Annotated in this window: 18 protein-coding genes and 1 pseudogene; 10 read left to right on the forward strand and 9 right to left on the reverse strand. The window is 65.3% G+C overall.

Annotated features, from left to right (window positions below):
• Positions 1-180 precede the first annotated feature (180 nt).
• Positions 181-240 (forward strand): annotated as a pseudogene (locus BANT918_RS18135) (hypothetical protein); the annotation flags it as partial.
• Between the two features lie 10 nt (positions 241-250).
• On the opposite strand, the gene BANT918_RS11985 reads toward BANT918_RS18135, so the two are convergent.
• From BANT918_RS11985 to BANT918_RS12000, 4 genes are all read right to left on the reverse strand, one after another.
• Positions 251-1,000: a cytochrome c biogenesis protein ResB gene (locus BANT918_RS11985; RefSeq protein WP_101620472.1), complete on the reverse strand. Its 750-nt coding sequence runs from the start codon at positions 998-1,000 to the stop codon at positions 251-253.
• Between the two features lie 32 nt (positions 1,001-1,032).
• A complete protein-coding gene (locus tag BANT918_RS11990; RefSeq protein WP_233430470.1) occupies positions 1,033-1,608 on the reverse strand; it encodes a CueP family metal-binding protein in 576 nt (191 codons plus the stop codon).
• A 96-nt stretch (positions 1,609-1,704) separates the two neighbouring features.
• Complete coding sequence (locus BANT918_RS11995) at positions 1,705-2,484, reverse strand: cytochrome c biogenesis CcdA family protein (protein WP_101620473.1); 780 nt, start codon at positions 2,482-2,484, stop codon at positions 1,705-1,707.
• Positions 2,481-3,107: a TlpA family protein disulfide reductase gene (locus tag BANT918_RS12000; RefSeq protein ID WP_233430472.1), complete on the reverse strand. Its 627-nt coding sequence runs from the start codon at positions 3,105-3,107 to the stop codon at positions 2,481-2,483. The genes BANT918_RS11995 and BANT918_RS12000 overlap by 4 nt, the downstream gene beginning before the upstream one ends.
• 178 nt (positions 3,108-3,285) lie before the next feature.
• On the opposite strand from BANT918_RS12000, the gene BANT918_RS12005 reads away from it, so the two are divergent.
• The 9 genes from BANT918_RS12005 to BANT918_RS12045 all read left to right on the forward strand — a co-directional run bounded on the left by BANT918_RS12005 (position 3,286) and on the right by BANT918_RS12045 (position 14,319).
• Complete coding sequence (locus BANT918_RS12005) at positions 3,286-4,317, forward strand: hypothetical protein (RefSeq protein ID WP_101620475.1); 1,032 nt, start codon at positions 3,286-3,288, stop codon at positions 4,315-4,317.
• Positions 4,318-4,514: 197 nt separating this feature from the next.
• Complete coding sequence (locus tag BANT918_RS12010) at positions 4,515-7,055, forward strand: glycoside hydrolase family 65 protein (RefSeq protein WP_101620476.1); 2,541 nt, start codon at positions 4,515-4,517, stop codon at positions 7,053-7,055.
• Between the two features lie 9 nt (positions 7,056-7,064).
• The gene (locus BANT918_RS12015) at positions 7,065-8,003 is read left to right on the forward strand and encodes a cation diffusion facilitator family transporter (protein ID WP_101620477.1); all 939 of its coding nucleotides are present in this window, start codon (positions 7,065-7,067) and stop codon (positions 8,001-8,003) included.
• Between the two features lie 74 nt (positions 8,004-8,077).
• Positions 8,078-8,791, forward strand: coding sequence for a response regulator transcription factor (locus tag BANT918_RS12020; protein ID WP_101620478.1), 714 nt, complete (start codon positions 8,078-8,080; stop codon positions 8,789-8,791).
• The gene (locus BANT918_RS12025) at positions 8,788-9,906 is read left to right on the forward strand and encodes a sensor histidine kinase (protein WP_101620479.1); all 1,119 of its coding nucleotides are present in this window, start codon (positions 8,788-8,790) and stop codon (positions 9,904-9,906) included. The genes BANT918_RS12020 and BANT918_RS12025 overlap by 4 nt, the downstream gene beginning before the upstream one ends.
• Before the next feature lie 94 nt (positions 9,907-10,000).
• Positions 10,001-10,324: a heavy-metal-associated domain-containing protein gene (locus tag BANT918_RS12030; protein WP_101620480.1), complete on the forward strand. Its 324-nt coding sequence runs from the start codon at positions 10,001-10,003 to the stop codon at positions 10,322-10,324.
• A 34-nt stretch (positions 10,325-10,358) separates the two neighbouring features.
• Positions 10,359-12,578, forward strand: a complete 2,220-nt coding sequence (locus BANT918_RS12035) for a copper-translocating P-type ATPase (protein ID WP_101620481.1) — start codon at positions 10,359-10,361, stop codon at positions 12,576-12,578.
• On the forward strand, positions 12,575-13,207 hold the full coding sequence (locus BANT918_RS12040; protein WP_101620482.1) for a DUF305 domain-containing protein: 633 nt from the start codon (positions 12,575-12,577) through the stop codon (positions 13,205-13,207). The genes BANT918_RS12035 and BANT918_RS12040 overlap by 4 nt, the downstream gene beginning before the upstream one ends.
• 59 nt (positions 13,208-13,266) lie before the next feature.
• A complete protein-coding gene (locus BANT918_RS12045; RefSeq protein ID WP_101620483.1) occupies positions 13,267-14,319 on the forward strand; it encodes a type II glyceraldehyde-3-phosphate dehydrogenase in 1,053 nt (350 codons plus the stop codon).
• 88 nt (positions 14,320-14,407) lie between these two features.
• Here BANT918_RS12045 and BANT918_RS12050 read toward each other — a convergent pair whose 3' ends face one another.
• The 5 genes from BANT918_RS12050 to arcC form a co-directional block, all read right to left on the reverse strand.
• Complete coding sequence (locus BANT918_RS12050; protein ID WP_101620484.1) at positions 14,408-15,292, reverse strand: fructose bisphosphate aldolase; 885 nt, start codon at positions 15,290-15,292, stop codon at positions 14,408-14,410.
• A gap of 574 nt (positions 15,293-15,866) precedes the next feature.
• Positions 15,867-16,871: an ornithine carbamoyltransferase gene (gene argF, locus BANT918_RS12055; RefSeq protein ID WP_101620485.1), complete on the reverse strand. Its 1,005-nt coding sequence runs from the start codon at positions 16,869-16,871 to the stop codon at positions 15,867-15,869.
• Between the two features lie 43 nt (positions 16,872-16,914).
• Positions 16,915-18,135 carry an arginine deiminase gene (locus BANT918_RS12060; protein ID WP_101620486.1) on the reverse strand — a complete coding sequence of 407 codons (1,221 nt, stop codon included), beginning with the start codon at positions 18,133-18,135 and terminating at the stop codon, positions 16,915-16,917.
• 21 nt (positions 18,136-18,156) lie between these two features.
• On the reverse strand, positions 18,157-19,710 hold the full coding sequence (locus BANT918_RS12065; protein ID WP_101620487.1) for a YfcC family protein: 1,554 nt from the start codon (positions 19,708-19,710) through the stop codon (positions 18,157-18,159).
• Positions 19,707-20,684 carry a carbamate kinase gene (gene arcC, locus BANT918_RS12070; protein ID WP_233430473.1) on the reverse strand — a complete coding sequence of 326 codons (978 nt, stop codon included), beginning with the start codon at positions 20,682-20,684 and terminating at the stop codon, positions 19,707-19,709. The genes BANT918_RS12065 and arcC overlap by 4 nt, the downstream gene beginning before the upstream one ends.
• Between the last annotated feature and the right edge of the window lie 200 nt (positions 20,685-20,884).

Genomic DNA, 20,884 nt, shown 5'->3' on the forward strand with positions numbered 1-20,884 from the left:
ACGCTACGGGCGGCGGTAAATACTCTGGCCGAACAAATCCGCAGCCACGAAGAACAGCTACGCCGCCTGCGCGACTGACTTCATTAACCGGCCAAAACACCAAACTGACGTTGATTAGCCGGATAATCTTACGACAACGCCCTGGCCGAGGCCTTCAACTCGCTGTTCAAGGCCGAGCTGATCCGTAACCACGGCCCCTGGACGGGCATCGACGAGCTTGAGATCGCGACCGCTGAGTACATCGACTGGTTCAACCACCGACGTCTCCACGGCGAGATCGGCATGATCCCACCCGTCGAGCTCGAGGACATCTACCATCACCACCAGACCGTGCCGGCGACCGCCGGCACGGCACTTGCAAGCCTCTAACAGACCCGGGGCGATTCACCAGGTTCCCCGTCTCCCGGAGATAGACGCGCTCGGCAGCGATGTGGTCCGGGTGCCTCACGGTGCGGTAGCCGCGCTTCTTCAGCAGCCGCTCAGCAGCGTCGAGCAGCTCCTTGCTCGAGGTGCCCAGCGGCGGGCCAAAGCTGGCATACCCCGGCATCCGGGTCAGACGGCGCGGCGCTTTCGGCGGCTCCTGGCGCATCGCCCGGAGATGCTGCCGGGTGCGGGGCAGGATGCAGCCGACCAGCGAGACCATCAGCAGGATGTAGATGCTGGCGAACCACACCGATGAGTGGACGTCGAACAGCTGGAAGGTGTCGAGGACTTCTCCCCACTGCCCGTTGTCCTCGATGAAGCTTGCCACCCGGGCCGGATCCTGGATGCGCTGGGGCAGCAGGGAAGCCGGGATGATGGCCAGCGCCAGCATGAGCAGCAGGATCAGCGCCGCTCGCATGGTGGTCAGCTGCCGCCACGCCCACCGCAGCAGCCCCACGAACCCGATGTCGGCCGGTGCTGCCTTCGTCGGCGGGGTCGCTCCGGGCGCGCCGGATCCGCTGGTGGAGTCGGACTGCCGCGTCGATGTTGCCGCCCGTTCCTGATGCAACGGCTTCATGGTCACGGTCTCGCTTCGCCCACCGCTGCTTTTTAGGTGAATTGCAGGTCGGTGATGCAGGTGGCGCCGTCGTCGGTGGTGGTGAAGTCCGAGGCGCCCGTCCGGCCGTCGTGGCTGATCTCAATGGTGCCGGTGATGTCGCTGGGCACCCAGAAGCCGATGAACCCGTTGTCGAAGGTGGCCACCTGCTCGTCGACCACGGTCTCACCGGTGGTGCTGTCGGTGATCTGGACGTCGACGGTTGTGTTGCTGAGCTCGCCCTGGCAGGTGGTCAGGCTGTGGTAGAAGCAGTCATGTGTCTGGTCGACGTAGGGGGCGATCGATAGGTACGACAGGTTCTGCGGCAGGTCCAGGGTCACTTCCTGCGTGTTGTCGGTCAGCACCAGCTCATCGGGATAGACGGATGCGATCAGGTCCACAGGCCTGTCGGCTGTCTCGAGCTGGTCCAGATGGTTGATGATCTCGAACGTATCCATGTTGTCGAGGTCGTAGGTGGCAAGGAGATCAGCCTGCGAGCCGGTGCTGGGTGATGGTTCGGAGTCTGCTGCCGGCGCGCATCCTGCCAGCACCAGCGAGAGTGTCGCTGCAGCGATCGCTACTCGTTTCACGTTCATCTCCTTGTCGTTCGGGCGGGTGCCCGAGGGTCAGCATGCGCAGGAGTGAGGACTGCGAATGCGTGGTCTCACTGAGTGGGCGGGGGTGTGTCAGATGATGGTTTCGAAGCCGCCGATCATGCCTTGCAGGCTGTTGACCCACTGGGTCCAGACGCCGCTGACGAGCAGCACGCCGATGATGATGAGCATCGCCCCGCCGATCCGGCTGATCAGCAGGTGGTGGTCTCTGGCCCACTGCAGCCTGCCGGTGCCCTTGACGATGAGCACGGCCACGACGATGAACGGCACTCCCAGTCCGAGGCAGTACATCAGCGTCAGCAGGGCACCGCGCCAGATGCCGTCGGTGCCGGTTACCCCGAAGCTGGTCGACAGCGCCAGCACCGCCGCGAGTGTGGGACCCATGCACGGGGCCCAACTGAAGGCGAAGGTGGCGCCCAGGGCGGGGGCACCCCACAGCCCGGCGGGTGGACGCTTGGAGATGCGGGCGGTGCGCTGGAACATGCCGATCCCGCCCATGAACACGATGCCGGCGATGATGACGACGACACCCATCACGCGGTTGAGGACATCGGCCCACTGGCTGAGCAAGACACCGGCGAGGCTGAACGCCAGGCCCATCGACACGAAGACCGCGGCGAAGCCGACAATGAACAGGGAAACCCCGATGACGACCCGGCTGATCTTCCGGTCGGTCAACGCGGCGGCACCCAACCCGGTGACGTAGCCGACGTAGCCGGGGACCAGCGGCAGGACGCACGGGGAAAAGAACGAGACCGCCCCGGCCAGGATGGCCACCGGGATCGCCAACAGCATCGGACCGGACAAGGCGGTCTGCGAAAAGGTCTCACCGATGGAGGCTGTGAGTGTCATGCCGGCTCGTCCAGCACGTCGCCGATCAACGCTTTGAGGGTGGACTCGTCCACGGCTCCCATCACCCGCGCCGCCGCCCTGCCCTGGGCGTCCAGGACCACGGTGGACGGGACCGCCTGCGGGGGCAGCACCGCACCGAGTGCTGCCACACCGAGCCCGTCCTGATCGAGCATGGACGGAAACGTCAGATCGAAGGTCCTGGCGAACGCGTCGGCGGCCAGTGCCTCATCGCGAACATTGATGCCCAAGAACTTCACGCCGTCGGCTTGGTATCGCTCGTAGTTGGCCTGCAGTGCGGGGGCTTCCTTGCGGCACGGAGGGCAGGCGGCGTACCACAGGTTGAGCACCACCGGGGCTCCACGCCAGTCGGCAAGGTCGAAGGCAGTGCCGTCGGTGTACTCACCGGCCAACTCGATCGGCTCACCCCGCTCACCGATGGGCAGTTGGGTGATGACCCCGGCCCCGGAAATATAGCCCTGCTCATTGACCTCCGGCACCTGGTCGGCCAACTCGTCGGCATCGCTGCCGCACCCGGCCAGGCCAAGTGCGAGGAGGACGGTCACGAGCCTGACCGGCGGATCATCGAACGACGCGACAGAGGTGAGAGCATCCTTCTTCTTCAACTCGCAGGAAAACGACTCCCTCCATTCTGGTCGAGCCGGAGATGGTGAAACGACCGGGATTCTTGAAGCTTTGATAAAGAATGCCGGTTCACGGCCTGGTGGCGGGGCGGTCGCGCAGTTCTCGGGCCACATACTTGAGACCGTCCGCCACGCCTGCCCCCTCTGGAGGTTCACTGCTGTGCTCACGGTCGTCAGGCGCGCTGTGGTCGCGCTCGTCGGGGGAGTTCTCATCGCAGCCGGCAGCGTGACCCCGGCTGTCGCACATCAGCAGTGGTTCGTTGCTGACCCTCAGGACTATCCGGTCGACGGTGCGGCGTTGCTGCGCCCGGGCGTCCTGCTTGGAGTCGTCGTGGCCGTCGTGGTCACTCTCCTGGGGCGGGCCGCCGCCTCGCGGCTGTCGGTGCCGGAACTGTCAGCGTTCAAACCGGCACGCCTCCTGGCGGTGCTGGCACCGTGGGCGCCGCGCATTCTGGCCTTGCATGTGGGTCTCAGCCTGATTGTCCTCTCCTTCTCCGGTGCGGTCCTCAGCCCCACCTTTCGAGCGCCGGACAGGTGGGAAGCCCTCCTGCTCGTGCCGCAGATCATCGTGGGCGTGATGCTGATCGCCGGGGTCTTCGTGCGCATTGCAGCCGTCGCGATCGTGCTTGCCGCCACCGGCATCACCGTTGCCTCCGGGTGGGAATCGGTGGCCAGTACAGCGGTACTCGTGGGCAGCGCAGTGTTCCTCTTCGTCCTGCCCCCGCGCGCAACGGAAGGCTCCCGCGGTGCGCTCGATGCCCGGACGCTGTCCAGAGCAGGGCTGGCGCTCAAGCTCGGGGCCGGAGTGTCGCTGATCGGCTTGGCCATCAGTGAAAAGCTCGCTAACCCGGACATGGCCCAGGCGATGCTCGTGCAGGTGCCAGTGCTCAACGTCCTGGCGCCCCTCGGCGTCACCCCGGAGAGCTTCGCACTGATCGCCGGCGGGGTCGAACTTGCCCTGGGCCTGCTGCTGATCTCCGGTGCCCTGCCGCAGCTCATCGCCCTCGTGACCGCCGTCCCCTTCACCGCGACCCTGGCCCTGTTCGGCACGGCCGAACTCATCGGGCACCTGCCCGTGTACGGGGTCCTTCTCACCCTCCTCATCCTCGGTAGCCGAGCCGACTCCTCACGTGCTCTCTCCGGAAGCCCTCAGATCCCAAGCCCAGGGGCGGCCAAGAAAGCCGTGACGTAGATCAGCGGCGGTCAGCAAGCGGCTGTGGGTTCTTCAACGAATCTTCACACGGAAGCGCTTCACCCCCCGGAAGATCGTCGATACCGTCGGAAGTGCGCGCCGACGCTTGTTGTCCGCGCGCCGTCACCGATGAAAGCTCACGGGCGGATGCCGATGGGCCGGAGTCATCTGCGGAAGACAGGGAAGCAGCGAGAATCATGCACCTCAAGCACCTCCCGGAACCAGCCTGCGAGGATTCGCGGAGTGCCCGGCAACGACGGTGGTGGTGCGGGGGCGCCGACGTCCATCCGGCCGACGGGTGGAGGCTGATCTACGACCGCTTCGACCCGGCGCAGGAACAGACCCGGGAAGCGCTGTGCACGTTGGGCAACGGGTACTGGGCGACTCGGGGGGCGGCATTGGGCAGCGTCGCCGACGGGACGCATTATCCCGGGACCTACTTCGCCGGGGTGTACAACAGGCTGATGTCCGACCTGGGAGGCCGGGACAGCGAGGTCGAGCACCTGGTCAACATGCCCGATTGGACCTACGTGCGCATACAGCCGGTCGGCGGGACGTACCTGCGACCCTGCAGTCCCGAGATGATCAGCCACCGTCAGGTGCTCGACCTGCGCAGGGGAGTGCTTGAGCGCACCAATCGGTACCGGGATGACGAAGGCCGCATCACCCGCGTGAGTTCGCGCCAGCTGCATTCGGTGGTTGATCCGCGGGTGGCTGCACTCGAAATCACGGTAGAGGCAGAGAACTGGTCCGGAGAGCTGAGGATCGACTCCGCAGTGAACGGGGACGTCACCAACGCCAACGTCCTCGCCGATCGCGATCTTCCCAATGCGCATCTGACTGCCGGACAGTCGCAGCAGCTCGATCAGGAGACGGTGCTTCACAGCACGACCACCAGTCAGTCCCTCGTGGCAGTCGCCTTGGCAGCGCGTACCCGGATCAGCCCTGCCACGGTAGAGGCGGCTCGGAGCTATCACCCGGGGACACGGACTGGACAGGAGATTCTCGTTCAGGTGCAAGCCGGGTCTGCGGTCCAACTCAGCAAGACCGTCGCTGCCGCCACCTCAAGGGACCGCGGGATTTCCACTCCCGCCCTGGATGCGGCCGGCAGGATCAGAAGAACTGCTGACTTCGACCAGCTCCTGGCGGACCACGAGGAGGCCTGGAACCAGTTATGGGCGCGCTTCGGTGTTGGCCTGCAGACCGGCGTGGCCCAGCAGCTGGCGCTGAACCTGCACATCTTCCACGTCCTGCAGACCGTCGCGGCGGCGGATCCTGATCTGGATGCCGGACTGCCCGCACGAGGGTTGCACGGCGAAGGATACCGGGGCCATATTTTCTGGGACGAGCTGTTCGTCTTCCCGATGCTCACATTGCGTCGGCCCGAGCTGACCCGGGCTTTCCTGCTGTACCGGCACCGGCGTCTGCCCACGGCCCGTGAGGCTGCCCGCGAAGCAGGACTCGACGGTGCCCTGTTTCCATGGCAGTCAGGCAGCGACGGGAGGGAAGAGACTCCTCCTGCCCTGTTCAACGTCAGGAACGGGCAGTGGATGCCGGACAACTCCCACCGACAGCTGCATGTGGGGCTGGGGGTGGCCTACAGCACCTGGCAGTACTACCAGTCCACAGCTGATGTGGGTTTCCTCGCAGACTACGGCGCTGAGATGATCGTGGAAGTCGCGCGCCTATTCAGCAGCGTCTCGATCCACGACTCTCGCGATGATCGTTTCGACATCACCGGCGTGATGGGACCGGACGAGTTCCACGACGGTTATCCCGGCGCGCCCGGTGAGGGGCTTCGCAACAATGCGTATACCAACGTGCTTGCCGCCTGGGTCCTGGCCCGAGCACAAGATGTCGTGGCCCTGCTGGCCGGGCACGACTGCGGCGACCTATGGACCCGCCTGCGCCTGACCGACGGAGAGACGAAGCGCTGGGACAGGATCAGCCGCCGACTGAGAGTGCCGTGGCTGACCGACGGCATCATCAGCCAGTTCGAAGGCTATGAAGCGCTGGAAGAGTTCGACTGGGAGCACTACCGCACCCGGTACGCCAACATCGGCCGCCTGGACCTCATCCTGCAAGCCGAAGGTGACACGACCAACCGGTACAAGCTTTCGAAACAAGCCGATGTCCTCATGCTGTTCTATCTGTTTTCCGCCGAAGAACTCCGCGGGGTCCTCGAGCGCCTGGGGTACAGTCTGCCTGCCGACGCGATCCCACGCACAGTCCGCTACTACCTCGACCGCACCAGCCACGGGTCGACCCTGAGCCGCGTCGTCCACGCCTGGGTTCTTGCACGAACTGATCGGAAGCACTCATGGTCAATATTCGAACAGGCCCTCCAAACCGACCTCGCCGACACTCAAGGCGGAACGACACGTGAAGGCGTTCACATCGGTGCTATGGCCGGCACCGCCGATATGATTCTGCGCTGCTACGGCGGCGTGGAGACTCGCGCCGATATCTTGTGGTTGCACCCGGTGCTTCCCGACGGGCTGGATGCCGTCAGTTTCCAACTCAGATTCCGGGGACAGCCGCTTGCCGTCGACCTCGACCAGCAGACGATGACGATACGCCTTCAGCCCTGCTCCGTCGATCCGGTGCGGATCTGTGCCGAGGGCATCGAGAGGACACTCGGGCCTGGCGACGTCTGGAAAGTCGACCTTGCCGGAAGCCCGGCCGCCGGAGAGACGCCACCGCGACCGCCGTTATCACATCCCCGCGAACTCCCCTAGGAAGAAGCCATGAGCCAAGACAGCCACAGTACACACCTCCCCACCGGACGAGACAGCCGAGCGCTGCGCATCTCGGGATGGCTGACGGGAGTGTATTTCGTCATCGAGCTGGTCATCGGGCTGTGGTCCGGATCGGTCGCGGTGATCTCCGATGCCTTCCACACGTTCTCGGCTGTCGGCGGGGTGCTGATCGCGCTGGTCGCCCAGCGTCTGAGCCAACGCCCCGCCACTGCGAAGGAGACCTTCGGGTGGGCCCGCGCAGAGATCATCGGGGCCCTGTTCAACGGACTCTTCCTCACCCTGATGGCCGCCTACGTGTTCTACATGGGAGCCATGCGGCTGGCCGACCCGATCGAGCTGCCCACCACGGTGATGCTCTGGGTGGCCGCCGGCGGCATTGTCACCGAGCTCATCGCATTCCGGCTGCTCTACCAACGTCAGAAGACGAACCTGAACATCAAGGGCGCGTTCTGGCACATCCTGCAGACCTTCGTCGGCAGCATCATCATCATCATCTCCGCGGTGGTCATCCAACTGACAGGCTTCCTCGCGATCGACCCGCTGCTGGGCATGGTCTTCGGCGTGGTGCTGCTGTGGGCGTCGTGGACCATCATCCGGTCGGCCCTGCGAATCCTGCTGCAAGGCACCCCCGAACACCTCGACCTGCCGGCGGCGATCGCCGCGCTGGAGGAGATCGACGGCGTTGAGGACGTCCACCACGTGCACGCCTGGACCATCACCTCAGGGCGCACCGTCTTCTCCGCGCACCTGCACGTGGCCAACCCGGCCCAGCATGAGGCCGTCCTGGAACAGGCGACCGATTTGCTCACCGACCGGTTCGACATCTACTTCTCCACGCTGCAGATCGAGCGCACCTGCCCGGCCGAGGCCGCCACGAGCATCGACATCACCAGACCCCCCGAGCGCGGGACAGACCCGGGCATTTGAAGGTTTGACGAAGATTCCGGCCGCAGAGGGCGCTGAGGACTGTGTGCCACCTGAACTGGGGACAGACTGGGTACATGCGGACTGAACGAACCGACCACCACCCTGGCGGACGCATCGTCGTCGCCGAGGATGAAAAGCCTCTGGCGCAGATGGTGGCGACCTATCTGAGCCGAGACGGCTTCCACGTCGAGCAGGCACACACCGGAGTCCAGGCGCTCGACAGCGTCAGGGCCGAGGAGCCGGACGTGCTGATCCTCGACCTCGGACTGCCCGGGCTCGACGGAATCGAGGTCTGCCGCCGCGTGCGGGCGATGTCGGAGTGCTACGTGCTGATCCTGACCGCCCGAGGTGGTGAGAACGACAAGCTCATGGGGCTTGCCGCCGGTGCGGATGACTACATCACCAAACCCTTCAGCGTCCGGGAACTGGTCGCCCGAGTCCACGCCGTGCTCCGGCGTCCCCGCACCGGAAACCCACCCCAGGACCCCGTCCGCGTCGTCGGCGAGCTCACCATCGACCTCGCCGGCCACGAGGTCCGCCGCGACGATGCGGTGCTTCCCCTGACGCGCACCGAGTTCGACCTGCTGGTCGCCCTGTCCGCAGCACCCCACCGCGCGCTCTCCCGCCGGCAGCTCATCGACGCCGTCTGGGACACATCCTGGGTCGGCGATGAACGGATCGTCGATGTCCACATCGGCCACCTGCGGCGCAAGCTCGGTGAAGAGCCCGACGGTGGTGGCCTCATCGAGACCGTCCGCGGCGTCGGCTATCGCATGGTGCTCCGATGAGGCTGCGCAACTCCGGCCTGGCCACCCGCCTGTTCGCCACGCAGCTGATCGTGGTGGCGGCAAGCCTGCTCGGCGCGGTGGCAGTCGCCACCGTGGCCGGGCCCCCGCTGTTCCACGAACACCTGGAAATGGCCGGCATCCCGGGGGGATCCTCGGAACTGTTCCATGTCGAGCAGGCCTACCGCGACGCGAACCTGATCACCCTGGCGGTGGCATTGGGCACCGGTCTGGCCTGCGCGCTCCTGGCCAGCTTCCTGCTCTCCCGCACGATCCGCACCCCGCTGGAACAGCTCACCGCTGGGGCAGCCGAAGTCGCCCGCGGCAACTACAATGTGCGCGTCCCGGTGGTCGGCGCCGGCGTCGAACTCGACTCCCTGGCCCGAGCGTTCAACACGATGGCCGACCAGCTGACCCGCACCGAAGAGACGCGGCAACGCATCCTGTCCGACCTCGCCCACGAGATGAGCACACCGGTCTCGGTCATCTCCGTCTACCTCGAGGGGCTGCAGGACCAGGTCGTCGAGTGGAACCCCACCACCCACGCCGTGATGGCCGACCAGCTGGCACGCCTGACACGCCTTGTCGAAGACATCGACGATGTCTCCCGCGCTGAGGAAGGCCGCATCGACCTCGACCCCGCCCCCGTACCCATCGCCGACCTGCTCGACAGCACTGCTGCCGCAGTCCAGGAGAGCTACACAGCCAAGGGCGTGACCCTCACCACCACAGCCGACCCCCGAGCCGGCACCGTGATCGCCGACCGGCAACGGTTGGCACAAGTCCTCGACAACCTCCTGTCGAACGCCCTGCGCCACACTCCACCCGGGGGAACCGTCTCCCTCACCGCCACCAACACCCGCGACACCGTGCTCATCCGCGTCACCGACACCGGCGACGGCATGACCGCCGACCAGCTCACCCACATCTTCGAACGCTTCTACCGCGGCGACACCGCCCGCGATCGCGACCACGGCGGCTCCGGCATCGGCCTGACGATCTCCCATGCCCTCATCGCAGCCCACGGCGGCACCCTCACCGCCTCCTCCGCCGGCCCCGGACACGGCTCCGAGTTCACCATCGAACTGCCCCGCACCCCCGGAAAGGCCTACCCGTGAGAACAAACACCTTTACTCACATACCCCATGGGGGTATAGTCGGGTTGTTGGAGGCTCTCTCCACCTCTCCGAGCCCACTAGTCAGGAGCACATCATGACCGCATCCTCCCGCCAGCTGCCCCTCGCATCGACAGGCTGTGCCTGCTGCGCACCAGCCGACACCGCCACTACAAACGCAACTGGCAACAGTGCGGAGCCGACCTCTACGGTCACACTCGCTGTGGAAGGGCTGACCTGCCAGGGCTGCGCTTCGCGAGTAACCCAGGCCGTACACGCACTGGATGCGAACGCCCAGGTGGACGTCACGCTGGTGCCCCACGGCCGGTCCACCGTCACGGTGACCAGCAGCGCACCGGTGGACACGGCGGCGCTGCAATCGGCGCTTGCCGCGGCCGGATACCCCGGAACAGAAGCCTGATCGGCTACCCATCCCCTGACTGTGAAGGACAACGATGAGCAATCCGGAGCACCACCACCATCACCACGACGATCACCTCGACGCGGGCAGCCACGGACAGGCGATGCCGCAGGGCCACGGCCACTCCGCCCTCGATGAACGCCCGGCACCGGCCCACGGTGGTCATGCCGGACACGACCATGACGCGCATGCAGGCCACGGGGAGCACGCCGGGCACAGCGTTGCGATGTTCCGGAACCGGTTCTGGGTCAGCCTGATCCTGTCGGTGCCGGTCGTCATCTTCAGCCACATGGTCGCCGACCTGCTCGGCTACCAGGTGCCCGAGTTCTTCGGCTCGGCCTGGATCGCCCCGGTGCTGGGCACCGTCATCTACGTCTACGGCGGCACGCCCTTCCTCAAGGGCGGGCTCAATGAGCTGAAATCACGGCAGCCGGGGATGATGCTACTGATCGCGATGGCCATCACCGTGGCCTTCGTCGCCTCCTGGGCCACCAGCCTGGGCATCGGCGACTTCATGCTCGACTTCTGGTGGGAGCTGGCACTGCTGGTCACCATCATGCTGTTGGGGCACTGGCTGGAGATGCGGGCACTCGGTGCGGCATCCGGTGCCCTTGACGCGCTGGCTGAGATGCTGCCCGACGAGGCGGAGAAGGTCACCGAGTCCGGGATCGTCACCGTCCCGATCGCCGAACTGCAGACGGGTGACACGGTGCTGGTTCGGTCCGGGGCCCGGGTGCCTGCCGACGGCCGCATCATCGACGGGCACGCCGAGTTCGATGAGTCGATGATCACTGGTGAGTCCAAACCTGTCCCGCGTGAGCTCGGTGACAAGATCGTGGCCGGCACCGTCGCCACGGACAACGCGGTGCGTCTAACCGTGGAAGCCACCGGCGGCGAGACTGCCCTGGCCGGCATTCAGCGGATGGTCGCTGACGCGCAGGCATCGTCGTCGCGGGCGCAGGCGCTGGCCGATCGTGCCGCAGCGCTGCTGTTCTGGTTCGCGTTGGGGGCCGGCATCATCACTGCGCTCATCTGGACGCTGCTGGGCGCGCCCGACCAGGCCGTCATCCGCACCGTCACAGTGCTGATCATCGCCTGCCCGCACGCACTCGGACTGGCAATTCCGCTGGTGATCTCTATCTCGACTGAGAAGGCCGCCCGGTCAGGCCTGCTCATCAAGAACCGGCTCGCGCTGGAGCGGATGCGCTCGATCGATATCGCGCTATTCGACAAGACCGGCACTCTCACGCAGGGCGCGCACGCAGTCACCGGGACCGCGCATGTGTCAGGAATCAGCGAAGGCCGCGTGCTGGCGCTGGCCGCCGCCACCGAGGCCAACAGCGAACACCCGGTGGCACGGGCGATCACCGCAGCGGCAGCCGAAAACCCGGAAGCGGCCTCGGCGCGCCTGCAGGCCAGCGAGTTCACCACCGCCGCCGGTCGCGGGGTCCGCGCCATCGTCGATGGTTCCGAGATCACCGTGGGCGGTCCCAACATGCTGCGCGACTACGGACTGGAATCACCAGCCGAGATCGCAGCCGACGTCGCGGAATGGACCCAGCGCGGCGCCAGCGTCCTGCACATCGTCCAGGACCGGACAATCATCGGGGCGGTCGCCCTGGAGGACCAGGTGCGGCCGGAATCCCGAGCCGCAGTCCACGCCCTGCAGGAACGCGGTGTGAAGGTCGCGCTCATCACCGGCGACGCGCAGCAGGTCGCCGACGCCGTCGGCCGCGACCTCGGCATCGACGAGGTCTTCGCCGAAGTGCTCCCGCAGGACAAGGACTCCGCCGTCATCGACCTGCAGAACAGGGGACTGTCGGTGGCGATGGTCGGCGACGGCGTCAACGACGCCCCCGCCCTCGCCCGTGCCGACGTCGGCATCGCCATCGGGGCCGGCACCGACGTGGCGATGGAATCGGCCGGGGTCGTACTGGCCAGCGACGACCCGCGAGCAGTGCTGTCGATGATCGACCTGTCCCGGGCCAGCTACCGCAAGATGATCCAGAACCTGGCCTGGGCGACCGGCTACAACGTCCTCGCCGTCCCGCTGGCCGCCGGAGTCCTGGCCCCCATCGGGCTCGTGCTCTCCCCGGCCGTCGGCGCGATCCTGATGTCCCTGTCGACGATCATCGTCGCGCTCAACGCCCAGCTGCTGCGCCGCACCGAACTCAACCCGGCCCGCCTGGCACCAACCCCGACTGAGACGTCCCGACCAGAAACCGTCCACCACCAAGGAAAGGTCACATCATGAAGCGCACACCACTAGCAGTTGCGGCAGCCGTCGCCGGCACGCTGATCCTCTCGGCATGCGCCGGGAACGCCGACCCCGGCAGCACAGGGGAAGATCCCGCCCCTGAGACCTCGGTCGCCACCGACACCGCCGGCTCCGAAGGAGAGATCTCCGAGGAGCACAACGACGCCGACGTGATGTTCGCGCAGATGATGATCCCGCACCATCAGCAGGCCGTCGAGATGAGCGAGACCCTGTTGGCCAAGGATGACATCCCGCAGAACGTCGCCGACTTCGCCCAGGGCGTGATCGACGCGCAGGGGCCTGAGATCGACCGGATGAACGCCATGCTCGAAGCCTGGGGCCAGGAGCCCATGGGCGATAGTGACATGGGTGAGATGGGCGGTCACGGCGGCATGAGCGGGATGATGAGCGAAGACGACATGCAGCAGCTCGAAGACGCCACCGGCACGGAGGCCGCGAAGCTGTACCTGGAACAGATGACCAGACACCACGAGGGTGCCGTCGAAATGGCCGAACAGCAGGTCGCCGACGGGCAGAACCCGCAGGCGAAAGCCCTGGCCGAGCAGGTCATCGAAGACCAGGAAGCAGAGATCCAGGAGATGAAGACGATGCTCGACGAACTCTGACCACCCGGTGACGAGCCGACCGGGAGTCACGCCAGCGCACCACCTCGAAAGGAATGAGCATGGACACCAAGATCAAAGTCGCGGTGAACGGGTACGGGGTCATCGGCAAACGCGTCGCCGACGCCGTCCGGGCCCAAGACGACATGGCACTCATCGGCGTCAGCGACATCACCGCCGATTACCGGGTCGCGGCCGCCGCCGCGCGTGACATCCCCGTCTTCGCCTCCACCTCCGAGGCTTATCAGGAGATGCGCGCCTCTGGGCATGCCGTGGCGGGTGAACTGCCTGACCTGCTCGATCAGGTTGATGTCGTCGTGGACAGCACCCCGGCCAAGGTCGGGGCCGGAAACCTTGACCTCTACCGGGCGCATGGAGTGAAGTCCGTGTTTCAGGGCGGGGAGAAGCACGATCTGACGGGACATTCCTTCGTGGCTCATGCCAACTACAGCTCCGCCCGCGGCCGCGACACCACCCGGGTCGTCTCGTGCAACACCACCGCGACCGTGCGCACCCTCACCGCGCTGAAGAACGTCGGGCTGCTGTCGAAGGCGCGCGGGGTGCTCATCCGACGCGCCACCGACCCCTGGGAGTCCGACCACTCCGGGATCATGAACACGATCGTCCCCGAGGGACGCATTCCCAGCCACCAGGGACCCGACGCCCAGTCGGTGGTCCCTGACCTCGACGTCGTCACCATGGCAGCGAAAGGGGCCCATACCCAGAACCACCTGCACTACTGGACGATCGAGCTCACCCGCCCCGTCGAGAAGGCCGAGGTCCTCGAGGCGTTCCGGACGGTGCCCAGGATCGCGGTCGTCCGCCGCTCCGATGGCATCGTGGCGGTCAACAGCACCGCCGAGCTGATGCAGGACCTCGGCAGGCCCCGCGGGGACATGTACGAGGTCGCAGTCTGGGAAGACATCCTCACCGTGGACGGCACCGAACTGTTCTGCACGTACACGGTCGACAACCAGGCCATCGTGACCCCGGAGAACATCGACGCCATCCGCGCCCTGGCCGGTCCGGTCGAGGACGGTGAAGAATCCATTCACCGCACCGACACAGCGCTGGGGGTCCGCCGCGATTTCGTGAAATCACTAGCCCGCGACTGAGTATCACGAGCCGACAGAGAGATGCGATGGCTGCCGGGAGCGACCATGCTCCCGGCAGCCATCGGCTTATCCACCCCGACAAGGTGCGTCAGGTGCGTGAGGCAGCCACGATCGACGCAATCGCTCCATCCAGTGCAGCGTCGAACTCTGCATCGCTCTGCCCGGCGGTCAGCCCTTCCGTCAGGGCGCGGGAGAAACTGGCGATCATCCCCGGGTTGCGGGCCAGGCGAGTGTTGGCTTCCGCGCGGGAATAGCCGCCCGACAGCGCCAGCACCCGCACCACCCGGGGATGGTCCACGAACTCACGGTAGTGATCATCACGCTCCGGCAGGCTCAGTTTGAGGATGACCGGCTGATCCTCGCCGAGCCCGTCGAGCTCTTCCCGGATGGCAGTGCGCAACTGGTTCTCGGCCCCGGCCTTGTCGGGGGAGTGGATGTCGACCTCGGGCTCCACGATGGGCACCAACCCGAACCGCAGGATCTGCCGCGCGATGGTGAACTGCTGGGCGACGACGGCATCTAGCCCACCTCCGGGCGCCTTGATGACCGAGCGCATCTTCGTGCCGAACATGCGCCTGCCCACCGCGCGGGTCAGCAGGGCGTCCAGCTCGGGGATGGGCTTCATGACCTGGGCACCGTGGGTCTGCGCTGCCAGTCCCTTGTCGATCTTGAGGAACGGCACGATTCCCTTCACCTCCCACAGGTACTCACCCGTCGGACGCCCGTCGATCTCCCGGTCCATCGTGTCTTCGAACAGGATCGACCCCAGGATGCGCTCACCGTCGAACGCCGGACTGGTGATGATACGGGCGCGCATCCGGTGCACCAGATCGAACATCTCCGCCGGGCTGGAATAGGAATCCTCGCTGATCCCGTAGAGCCTCAGCGACTGCGGCGTGCTGCCCCCGCTCTGATCCAACGCCGCGATGAAACCCGCACCGCCCCTGATTCTTTCCAATTTCTCTGAATCCATCTGAGAACCTTCTGTTTCGACGAGTCCTGACCAACGGTAGGCCGTTCCCAGACCTCTGAGCGCAAGCTTGGATCTGCCACTCCCAGGATAGATTTCCTGTCGTCACCTCACCTGCGACCGTGATGCCGCTGATGTCGAGTCATGTGAACGGCGGGCTTCGCCTCCCGTTAGAGAAAGCGTAGATGGCCGACGGTAAGGACTGGATCCTCTGCGCCTTGAAGATCCATCAAAGAATTTCATGGGCCGTACTCTGTCGTGTCGTCAGGCCACAGGCATCACTGGTCAGTTCCGAACATCAGGCCCGCGGCCGGACCGACTACAACTTGAGTGCATTCCTCTTGGGAGGCGAGCAGTGCCCCGTGCTGTTTGATACTTAGGGCGTGGGCGAGGCCGTTCGAGATTGTGGCACCAACGTCGACGAGCCCGGGCTCACAGGCTCGAATGGGTTTTCGTTGTGCTCGCTACGTGGATTTCCACGAGGTTGGCCCTCGCGGGGGCAGAGATATAAACCATGGATTAACCCAGCGTCGGACCAGCATCACGATGGCCTGACTCGCGGAGAACGCTCACTGCTTTACACGTTGGCGAGTGTCGCGACGAGTACGGCTTTGATGGTGTGGAGCCGGTTTTCGGCTTGGTCGAAGACGATGCTCTGTGGCGACTCGAACACTTCGTCGGTCACCTCCAGTCCGTCATCCATGCCGGTCTGCTCCATGATCTCCCGGCCAAGCTTCGTCTTCTTGTCATGGAATGCTGGCAGGCAGTGGAGGAACTTGGCCTGTGGGTTCCCTGTCTTCTCTATTGCTGCACGGTTGACCTGGTAGGCGGCGAGTTGGCTCACGCGATCGCTCCAGACCTCCTTTGGCTCGCCCATCGAGAGCCACACGTCGGTATAGACGAAGTCCGCACCGGGGAGCGCTTCATCAGGGCTGTCTGTCAGTGTGATTCTGGCGCCGCTCGCCTCAGCACGTTGAGAGGCGATCTGAATGACGTCGTCAGGGGGCCAGAGCTCCTTGGGACCGCAGATGCGGACGTCGGAGCCCATGATGGCGCCGGTTATGAGCAGCGACCGGCCGGTGTTGTTGCGTGCGTCGCCCATGTAGCAGTAGGAGATTGCGTCGTAGGGCTTGCGAGCAGCCTCATACATGGTGAGGAAGTCGGCCAGCATTTGGGTGGGATGCCAGTCGTCAGTGAGTCCGTTGTACACCGGCACACCGGCGTTCGCTGCCAGCTCTTCGACTTCACTGTGAGCCGCGCCGCGGAACTCAATTGCGTCGTATAGACGCCCGAGAACGCGGGCGGTGTCGGCGATCGATTCCTTGTGGCCCATCTGGGAACCCGACGGGTCTAGGTATGTCACGTGCGCACCTTGGTCATAGGCGGCAACTTCGAATGCGGCCCGGGTTCGGGTGGACGTTTTCTCGAAGATCAGTGCGATCTCCTTGCCCTGCAGGTGGGGGACTTCGGTGCCGGCGTACTTCGCCGCCTTGAGTGCGGCGGAGAGCCGCAGCAGGTGCGTCAACTCCCCGGTGGTGAAGTCGATCTCTTTGAGGAAGTGGCGGTTGCGCAGGTTGTACATTGAGTCTCCTGTTGCGATCTGATTGGGCGGCGTCTGTTTCGCTTCAGTAGGCGGCGTCGCGCTCGATCGGGCAGCTGAGGCAGTGCGGGCCGCCCCGGCCGCGGCCGATCTCCGAGCCAGAGATTTCGAGTACCTCGATGCCGGCTTTGCGCAGCCGTGCATTCGTGTCGTCGTTGCGGTCGTAGGCGACGACGACGCCCGGCTCCAACGCAAGCAGGTTGTTCCCGTCGTTCCACTGCTCCCGTTGGCTTTCGAACGGGTCGCCGCCGGTCGGGACCACGCGCATTTCGCCGACCTCCAGTGCGTGTTCGAGCGCTTTGATCACACCACCGCCGAATGGCTCAACGACCGGCACGTCGGGGTCGTCGCTGGGTCGAATCGCCCACACCCGTGCTCCCTCCACGACTTCCGGGAAAGTCGTCACCACGTCGCGATCAACCAGTGTCATGACCGTGTCGAGGTGCATGTAGTGCCGCGATTTCGGCAGCATCACGGCGAACACAAGCCGCGCTGAGCCAGCCTTGAACAGCTCGCGAGCCACCATAGTCACGGCCTGGGCCGCTGTCCGCTCTCCCATCCCGATCATCACCGCGCCGTTGCCGATCGGCATCACGTCGCCGCCCTCGATAGTCGCGCGGCCCCAATCTTCCTCAACCCCACCGTGCCAAATCGGGATGTCCTGGTCGGCGAACATCGGATGCCAGCGGTAGATGGCCTGCATGAACGCAGTTTCAGGCCGCCGCGCGCGAGCGCCCATCGGGTTCAGGGTGTAGCCGTCGTAGATCCAGCACGACGGATCGCGCTGGAAAATGAAGTTCGGCAACGGAGGGAGCAGCATGTCACTGTGTTCGCTGCTGAAATAAGTCAGGCCCTCCCCTGCGGTCAGGTCGGACTTGACCACACCGCCGATGAGGTAATCTGCGATCTCCCTCGAGGCGGCGGTTTCTGCCCACTCGGACCGTCGGCGTGCCAGGTAGGAGCCGACATGGCGCTCGTCGAGCACCCGCCCGAGGACCCAGCGGCGCGCCTCGGGAATGTCGAGTGTTTCGGCGAGCAGATCCTCGGTGTCGAACACCTCGATACCATGATCGCGCAGCACGGTGCAGAACTCCTCGTGCTCAGCGATCGCGCGTTTGACCCACATGACATCGTCGAACAGCAGGTCCTCGGCGTTAGTCGGCGTCAATCGGCGATGCTCGAGACCAGGCGCGTGCACGAGCACCTTCCGCAGCTTTCCGACCTCCGAGTCGACGTGAAATGGCATGACGATCTCCTCTCTTGTGTGTTAGCTCAATACCGTGCCGACCATGAGCAGGCCGGCAGTTAGGACAAGGACGATTCCGATGAGGGGCAGGGCGAAGCGGAGGAAGTGGTCATATCGAACTTTGACCAGCGTCAGGCCGCCCATGACCACTGCAGACGTGGGGGTGATGTAATTGACGATTCCGGAGGCGGCTTGGAAGGCGGTGACGGCCATGGCGCGCGGTGCTCCGGCGAAGTCCGCTAGCGACGCAAGAATTGGCATGACCAGCGTCGCGTGCCCGGACGACGACGGCACCAGGAAGGCTATTGGCAGGTTGACAAGGAGGGCCAGCACCCCGAAGACGCCTCCCGAGGCGCCCTGCACCGCGTCCTCGGTCCAGTTGAGGATCGTGTCGGTGGTCGCGGCGTTGGTCATGACCACGGTCACGGCGCGGGCGAGGACGATGATGAGTGCAGCGCTGAGGAAGTCGGCGGCGCCCTCGACGATCGCGTCTACTGTGCCCTGCTCACCGAGGCTGCCGATCAGGCCGACCACGACCGCCATCACGAAGAACAGCATCGACGCCTCGGTGAAGTAGAACGTCGGGAACGTCGGCAGCGGCCACGATGAACCGAACAAGTTTGTCATGAGCTCGCCCCACGGTACGAAGCCGTAGATCATGACCGCGAACGCCAGAAAGAAGACCGTGAGGACAGCCTTTTGACGGACGGTCAGCTGGGGGATGTCCGTCACTTCAACGGCTGAGGTTTGCCGGTCCTCGGGCGGGATGCCGACGATCGATCGCGACGAGTCAGCCTTGACGCGGCGCGCGTAGAGAACGACGTACCCGATCGCGACCGTCACCAGCACAACCCAGAGAATCACGCGCAACACGATGCCATCGCCGACGCTGATCCCGGCCGCGTCCGAGGCGACGCCCGTAGCGAAGGGGTTCACCGTTGAGGCGAGGACACCGGTGCCGGCGCCGAAGATGATTATTGCTGCCGCGACCAGACGGTCGTAACCCAGCGCCAGCACCAGAGGCACCATCAGGGCGAAGAATCCGAGTGTTTCTTCCCACATGCCGTATGTCGTGCCGCCGACGGCGAAGGCGAGCATCAGCACCGCGATCAGCGCCCAGCCAGTGTTTCGGAAACGCATGGCCAGGCGGCCGATCCCTGTCTGGATGGCCCCGGTCTTCATCGTCACAGTGACAAAGGCCCCGACGGCGAGCACGAACAGAAAGATCTGTGCCGAGCCGAAGAGGATACCGCTCAGATCGGCTCCAACCTCGCCCGCCTCGTCCTGGATGCCGTACAGGCCGTTCGGCGGTGCCGTCCACAGACGCGTGAACTGCGCGCCCAGCGACTTGTCGATACATTGCTCGCCCTCACCGACGGTGTCGCACGAGGGGAGCTCGCGATACGACCCGGGAATCGGGCCGCCGGTTTCGGGGTCAATCTCGTATGAACCGGACGGGATGAAGAACGACGCGATCCACACCAACAGCAGCACGAGGGCTAGGACGGTGAACGCGGTGGGAAACCGGATGGCCCTTTGTTGGTCCGCTCGCTCAGTCTCCTCTGTGCTGCTCATGCTGGCGACCTCCCCTGCGCGTACTCGATCTCCGGGCCGTCGGCGGCGACCTGTGTGCCCGCGCGGCCAGCGAGGATCTCCGGCAGGTCGCCGAGACTCCCGATCGCCGCGCGGCCACCGGTGCGATCAACGAACCGCGCGACTGCTTCGACCTTCGGGCCCATCGACCCGGCGGGGAAGTTACCGCGGGCCAGCCCGGCGGGAGTCGCGCGGGTGATCGCCCGCTGCCCGGGTGTTCCGAAGCCCTCGTAGACCGAATCGACGTCCGTGGCGAGCACCAGCATCCCGGCATCCAGCTCACTGGCGAGCAGCGATGAGGCGAGGTCCTTGTCGATGACTGCCTCCACGCCGCGATGGCGGCCGTCCGCGTTCTCGGTCACCGGCACGCCGCCGCCACCAGCGCACACCACGAGGAAGCCGCTCTCGACCAGTGCGCGGATTGCGCTGAGCTGCACGATCCGCCGCGGCTCAGGCGAGGGCACCACCCGCCGCCAGCGGTCTCCATCGAGTTTGACCGTCCATCCGCGTTGTTCGGCCAACGTGTGAGCCTCGTCCTCGCCGTAGAGGGGGCCGATGAACTTCGTCGGTGACCCGAAAGCGGGATCACGCTCGTCCACCACAGTTCGAGTGATTATCGCGACCGTGTCCTGGTGGTCGATGACGTTGTCGAGTTGCATCTCCAGCATGTAGCCGATTTGGCCCATCGACTCCGAACCGAGAACATCGAGCGGGTAGGGCTCGGCTTCGGTGTAAGCATCGTTCATGAGCGCGAGCAGCCCGACCTGTGGACCGTTTCCGTGCGTGATGACCAGGCGCCGCTCAAGTGAAGCCGCACCGAGAACCGCTGCTGCCTCCCGTACAGCTCGCGCCTGAGTCGCCGCCTCCAACGGCTCGCCACGGCGTAGCAGCGCATTGCCTCCGAGCGCGACGACAACGCTCGGCTTCGGTGTCAATTCCACAACGTCAGCAGTCACTTCGTACCTCCATCCAGGCCTCAACCATCTGACATGAACTCGTGGGTACAGGCCCCGCATGATTACTATTTCTTGGGCTCGTCACGGGACACTGAACGGCGCTTGAGTGGCCCGGGGGGGTGCTATTTGAAGCCTGCCACAAATTTCGAACCCGTTAAACCCCGCGAGCCTTGAAGATTTGGTGAAGATCCACCTCGGCA

Origin of the sequence: Brevibacterium antiquum CNRZ 918, from assembly GCF_900169145.1 — a bacterium.
In the GTDB taxonomy this organism is placed as follows: domain Bacteria; phylum Actinomycetota; class Actinomycetes; order Actinomycetales; family Brevibacteriaceae; genus Brevibacterium; species Brevibacterium koreense.

Excerpts from the sequence above, each read along its gene's own strand:
- BANT918_RS11995 (WP_101620473.1), bottom strand. The coding sequence starts at position 2,484 with ATGACACTCACAGCCTCCATCGGTGAGACCTTTTCGCAGACCGCCTTG.
- BANT918_RS11985 (WP_101620472.1), bottom strand. The coding sequence starts at position 1,000 with ATGAAGCCGTTGCATCAGGAACGGGCGGCAACATCGACGCGGCAGTCC.
- BANT918_RS12030 (WP_101620480.1), top strand. The coding sequence starts at position 10,001 with ATGACCGCATCCTCCCGCCAGCTGCCCCTCGCATCGACAGGCTGTGCC.
- BANT918_RS12010 (WP_101620476.1), top strand. The coding sequence starts at position 4,515 with ATGCACCTCAAGCACCTCCCGGAACCAGCCTGCGAGGATTCGCGGAGT.
- BANT918_RS12050 (WP_101620484.1), bottom strand. The coding sequence starts at position 15,292 with ATGGATTCAGAGAAATTGGAAAGAATCAGGGGCGGTGCGGGTTTCATC.
- BANT918_RS12065 (WP_101620487.1), bottom strand. The coding sequence starts at position 19,710 with ATGAGCAGCACAGAGGAGACTGAGCGAGCGGACCAACAAAGGGCCATC.
- BANT918_RS12015 (WP_101620477.1), top strand. The coding sequence starts at position 7,065 with ATGAGCCAAGACAGCCACAGTACACACCTCCCCACCGGACGAGACAGC.
- BANT918_RS12040 (WP_101620482.1), top strand. The coding sequence starts at position 12,575 with ATGAAGCGCACACCACTAGCAGTTGCGGCAGCCGTCGCCGGCACGCTG.
- argF (WP_101620485.1), bottom strand. The coding sequence starts at position 16,871 with ATGTACAACCTGCGCAACCGCCACTTCCTCAAAGAGATCGACTTCACC.
- BANT918_RS12045 (WP_101620483.1), top strand. The coding sequence starts at position 13,267 with ATGGACACCAAGATCAAAGTCGCGGTGAACGGGTACGGGGTCATCGGC.
- BANT918_RS12035 (WP_101620481.1), top strand. The coding sequence starts at position 10,359 with ATGAGCAATCCGGAGCACCACCACCATCACCACGACGATCACCTCGAC.
- BANT918_RS12020 (WP_101620478.1), top strand. The coding sequence starts at position 8,078 with ATGCGGACTGAACGAACCGACCACCACCCTGGCGGACGCATCGTCGTC.
- BANT918_RS12025 (WP_101620479.1), top strand. The coding sequence starts at position 8,788 with ATGAGGCTGCGCAACTCCGGCCTGGCCACCCGCCTGTTCGCCACGCAG.
- BANT918_RS12060 (WP_101620486.1), bottom strand. The coding sequence starts at position 18,135 with ATGCCATTTCACGTCGACTCGGAGGTCGGAAAGCTGCGGAAGGTGCTC.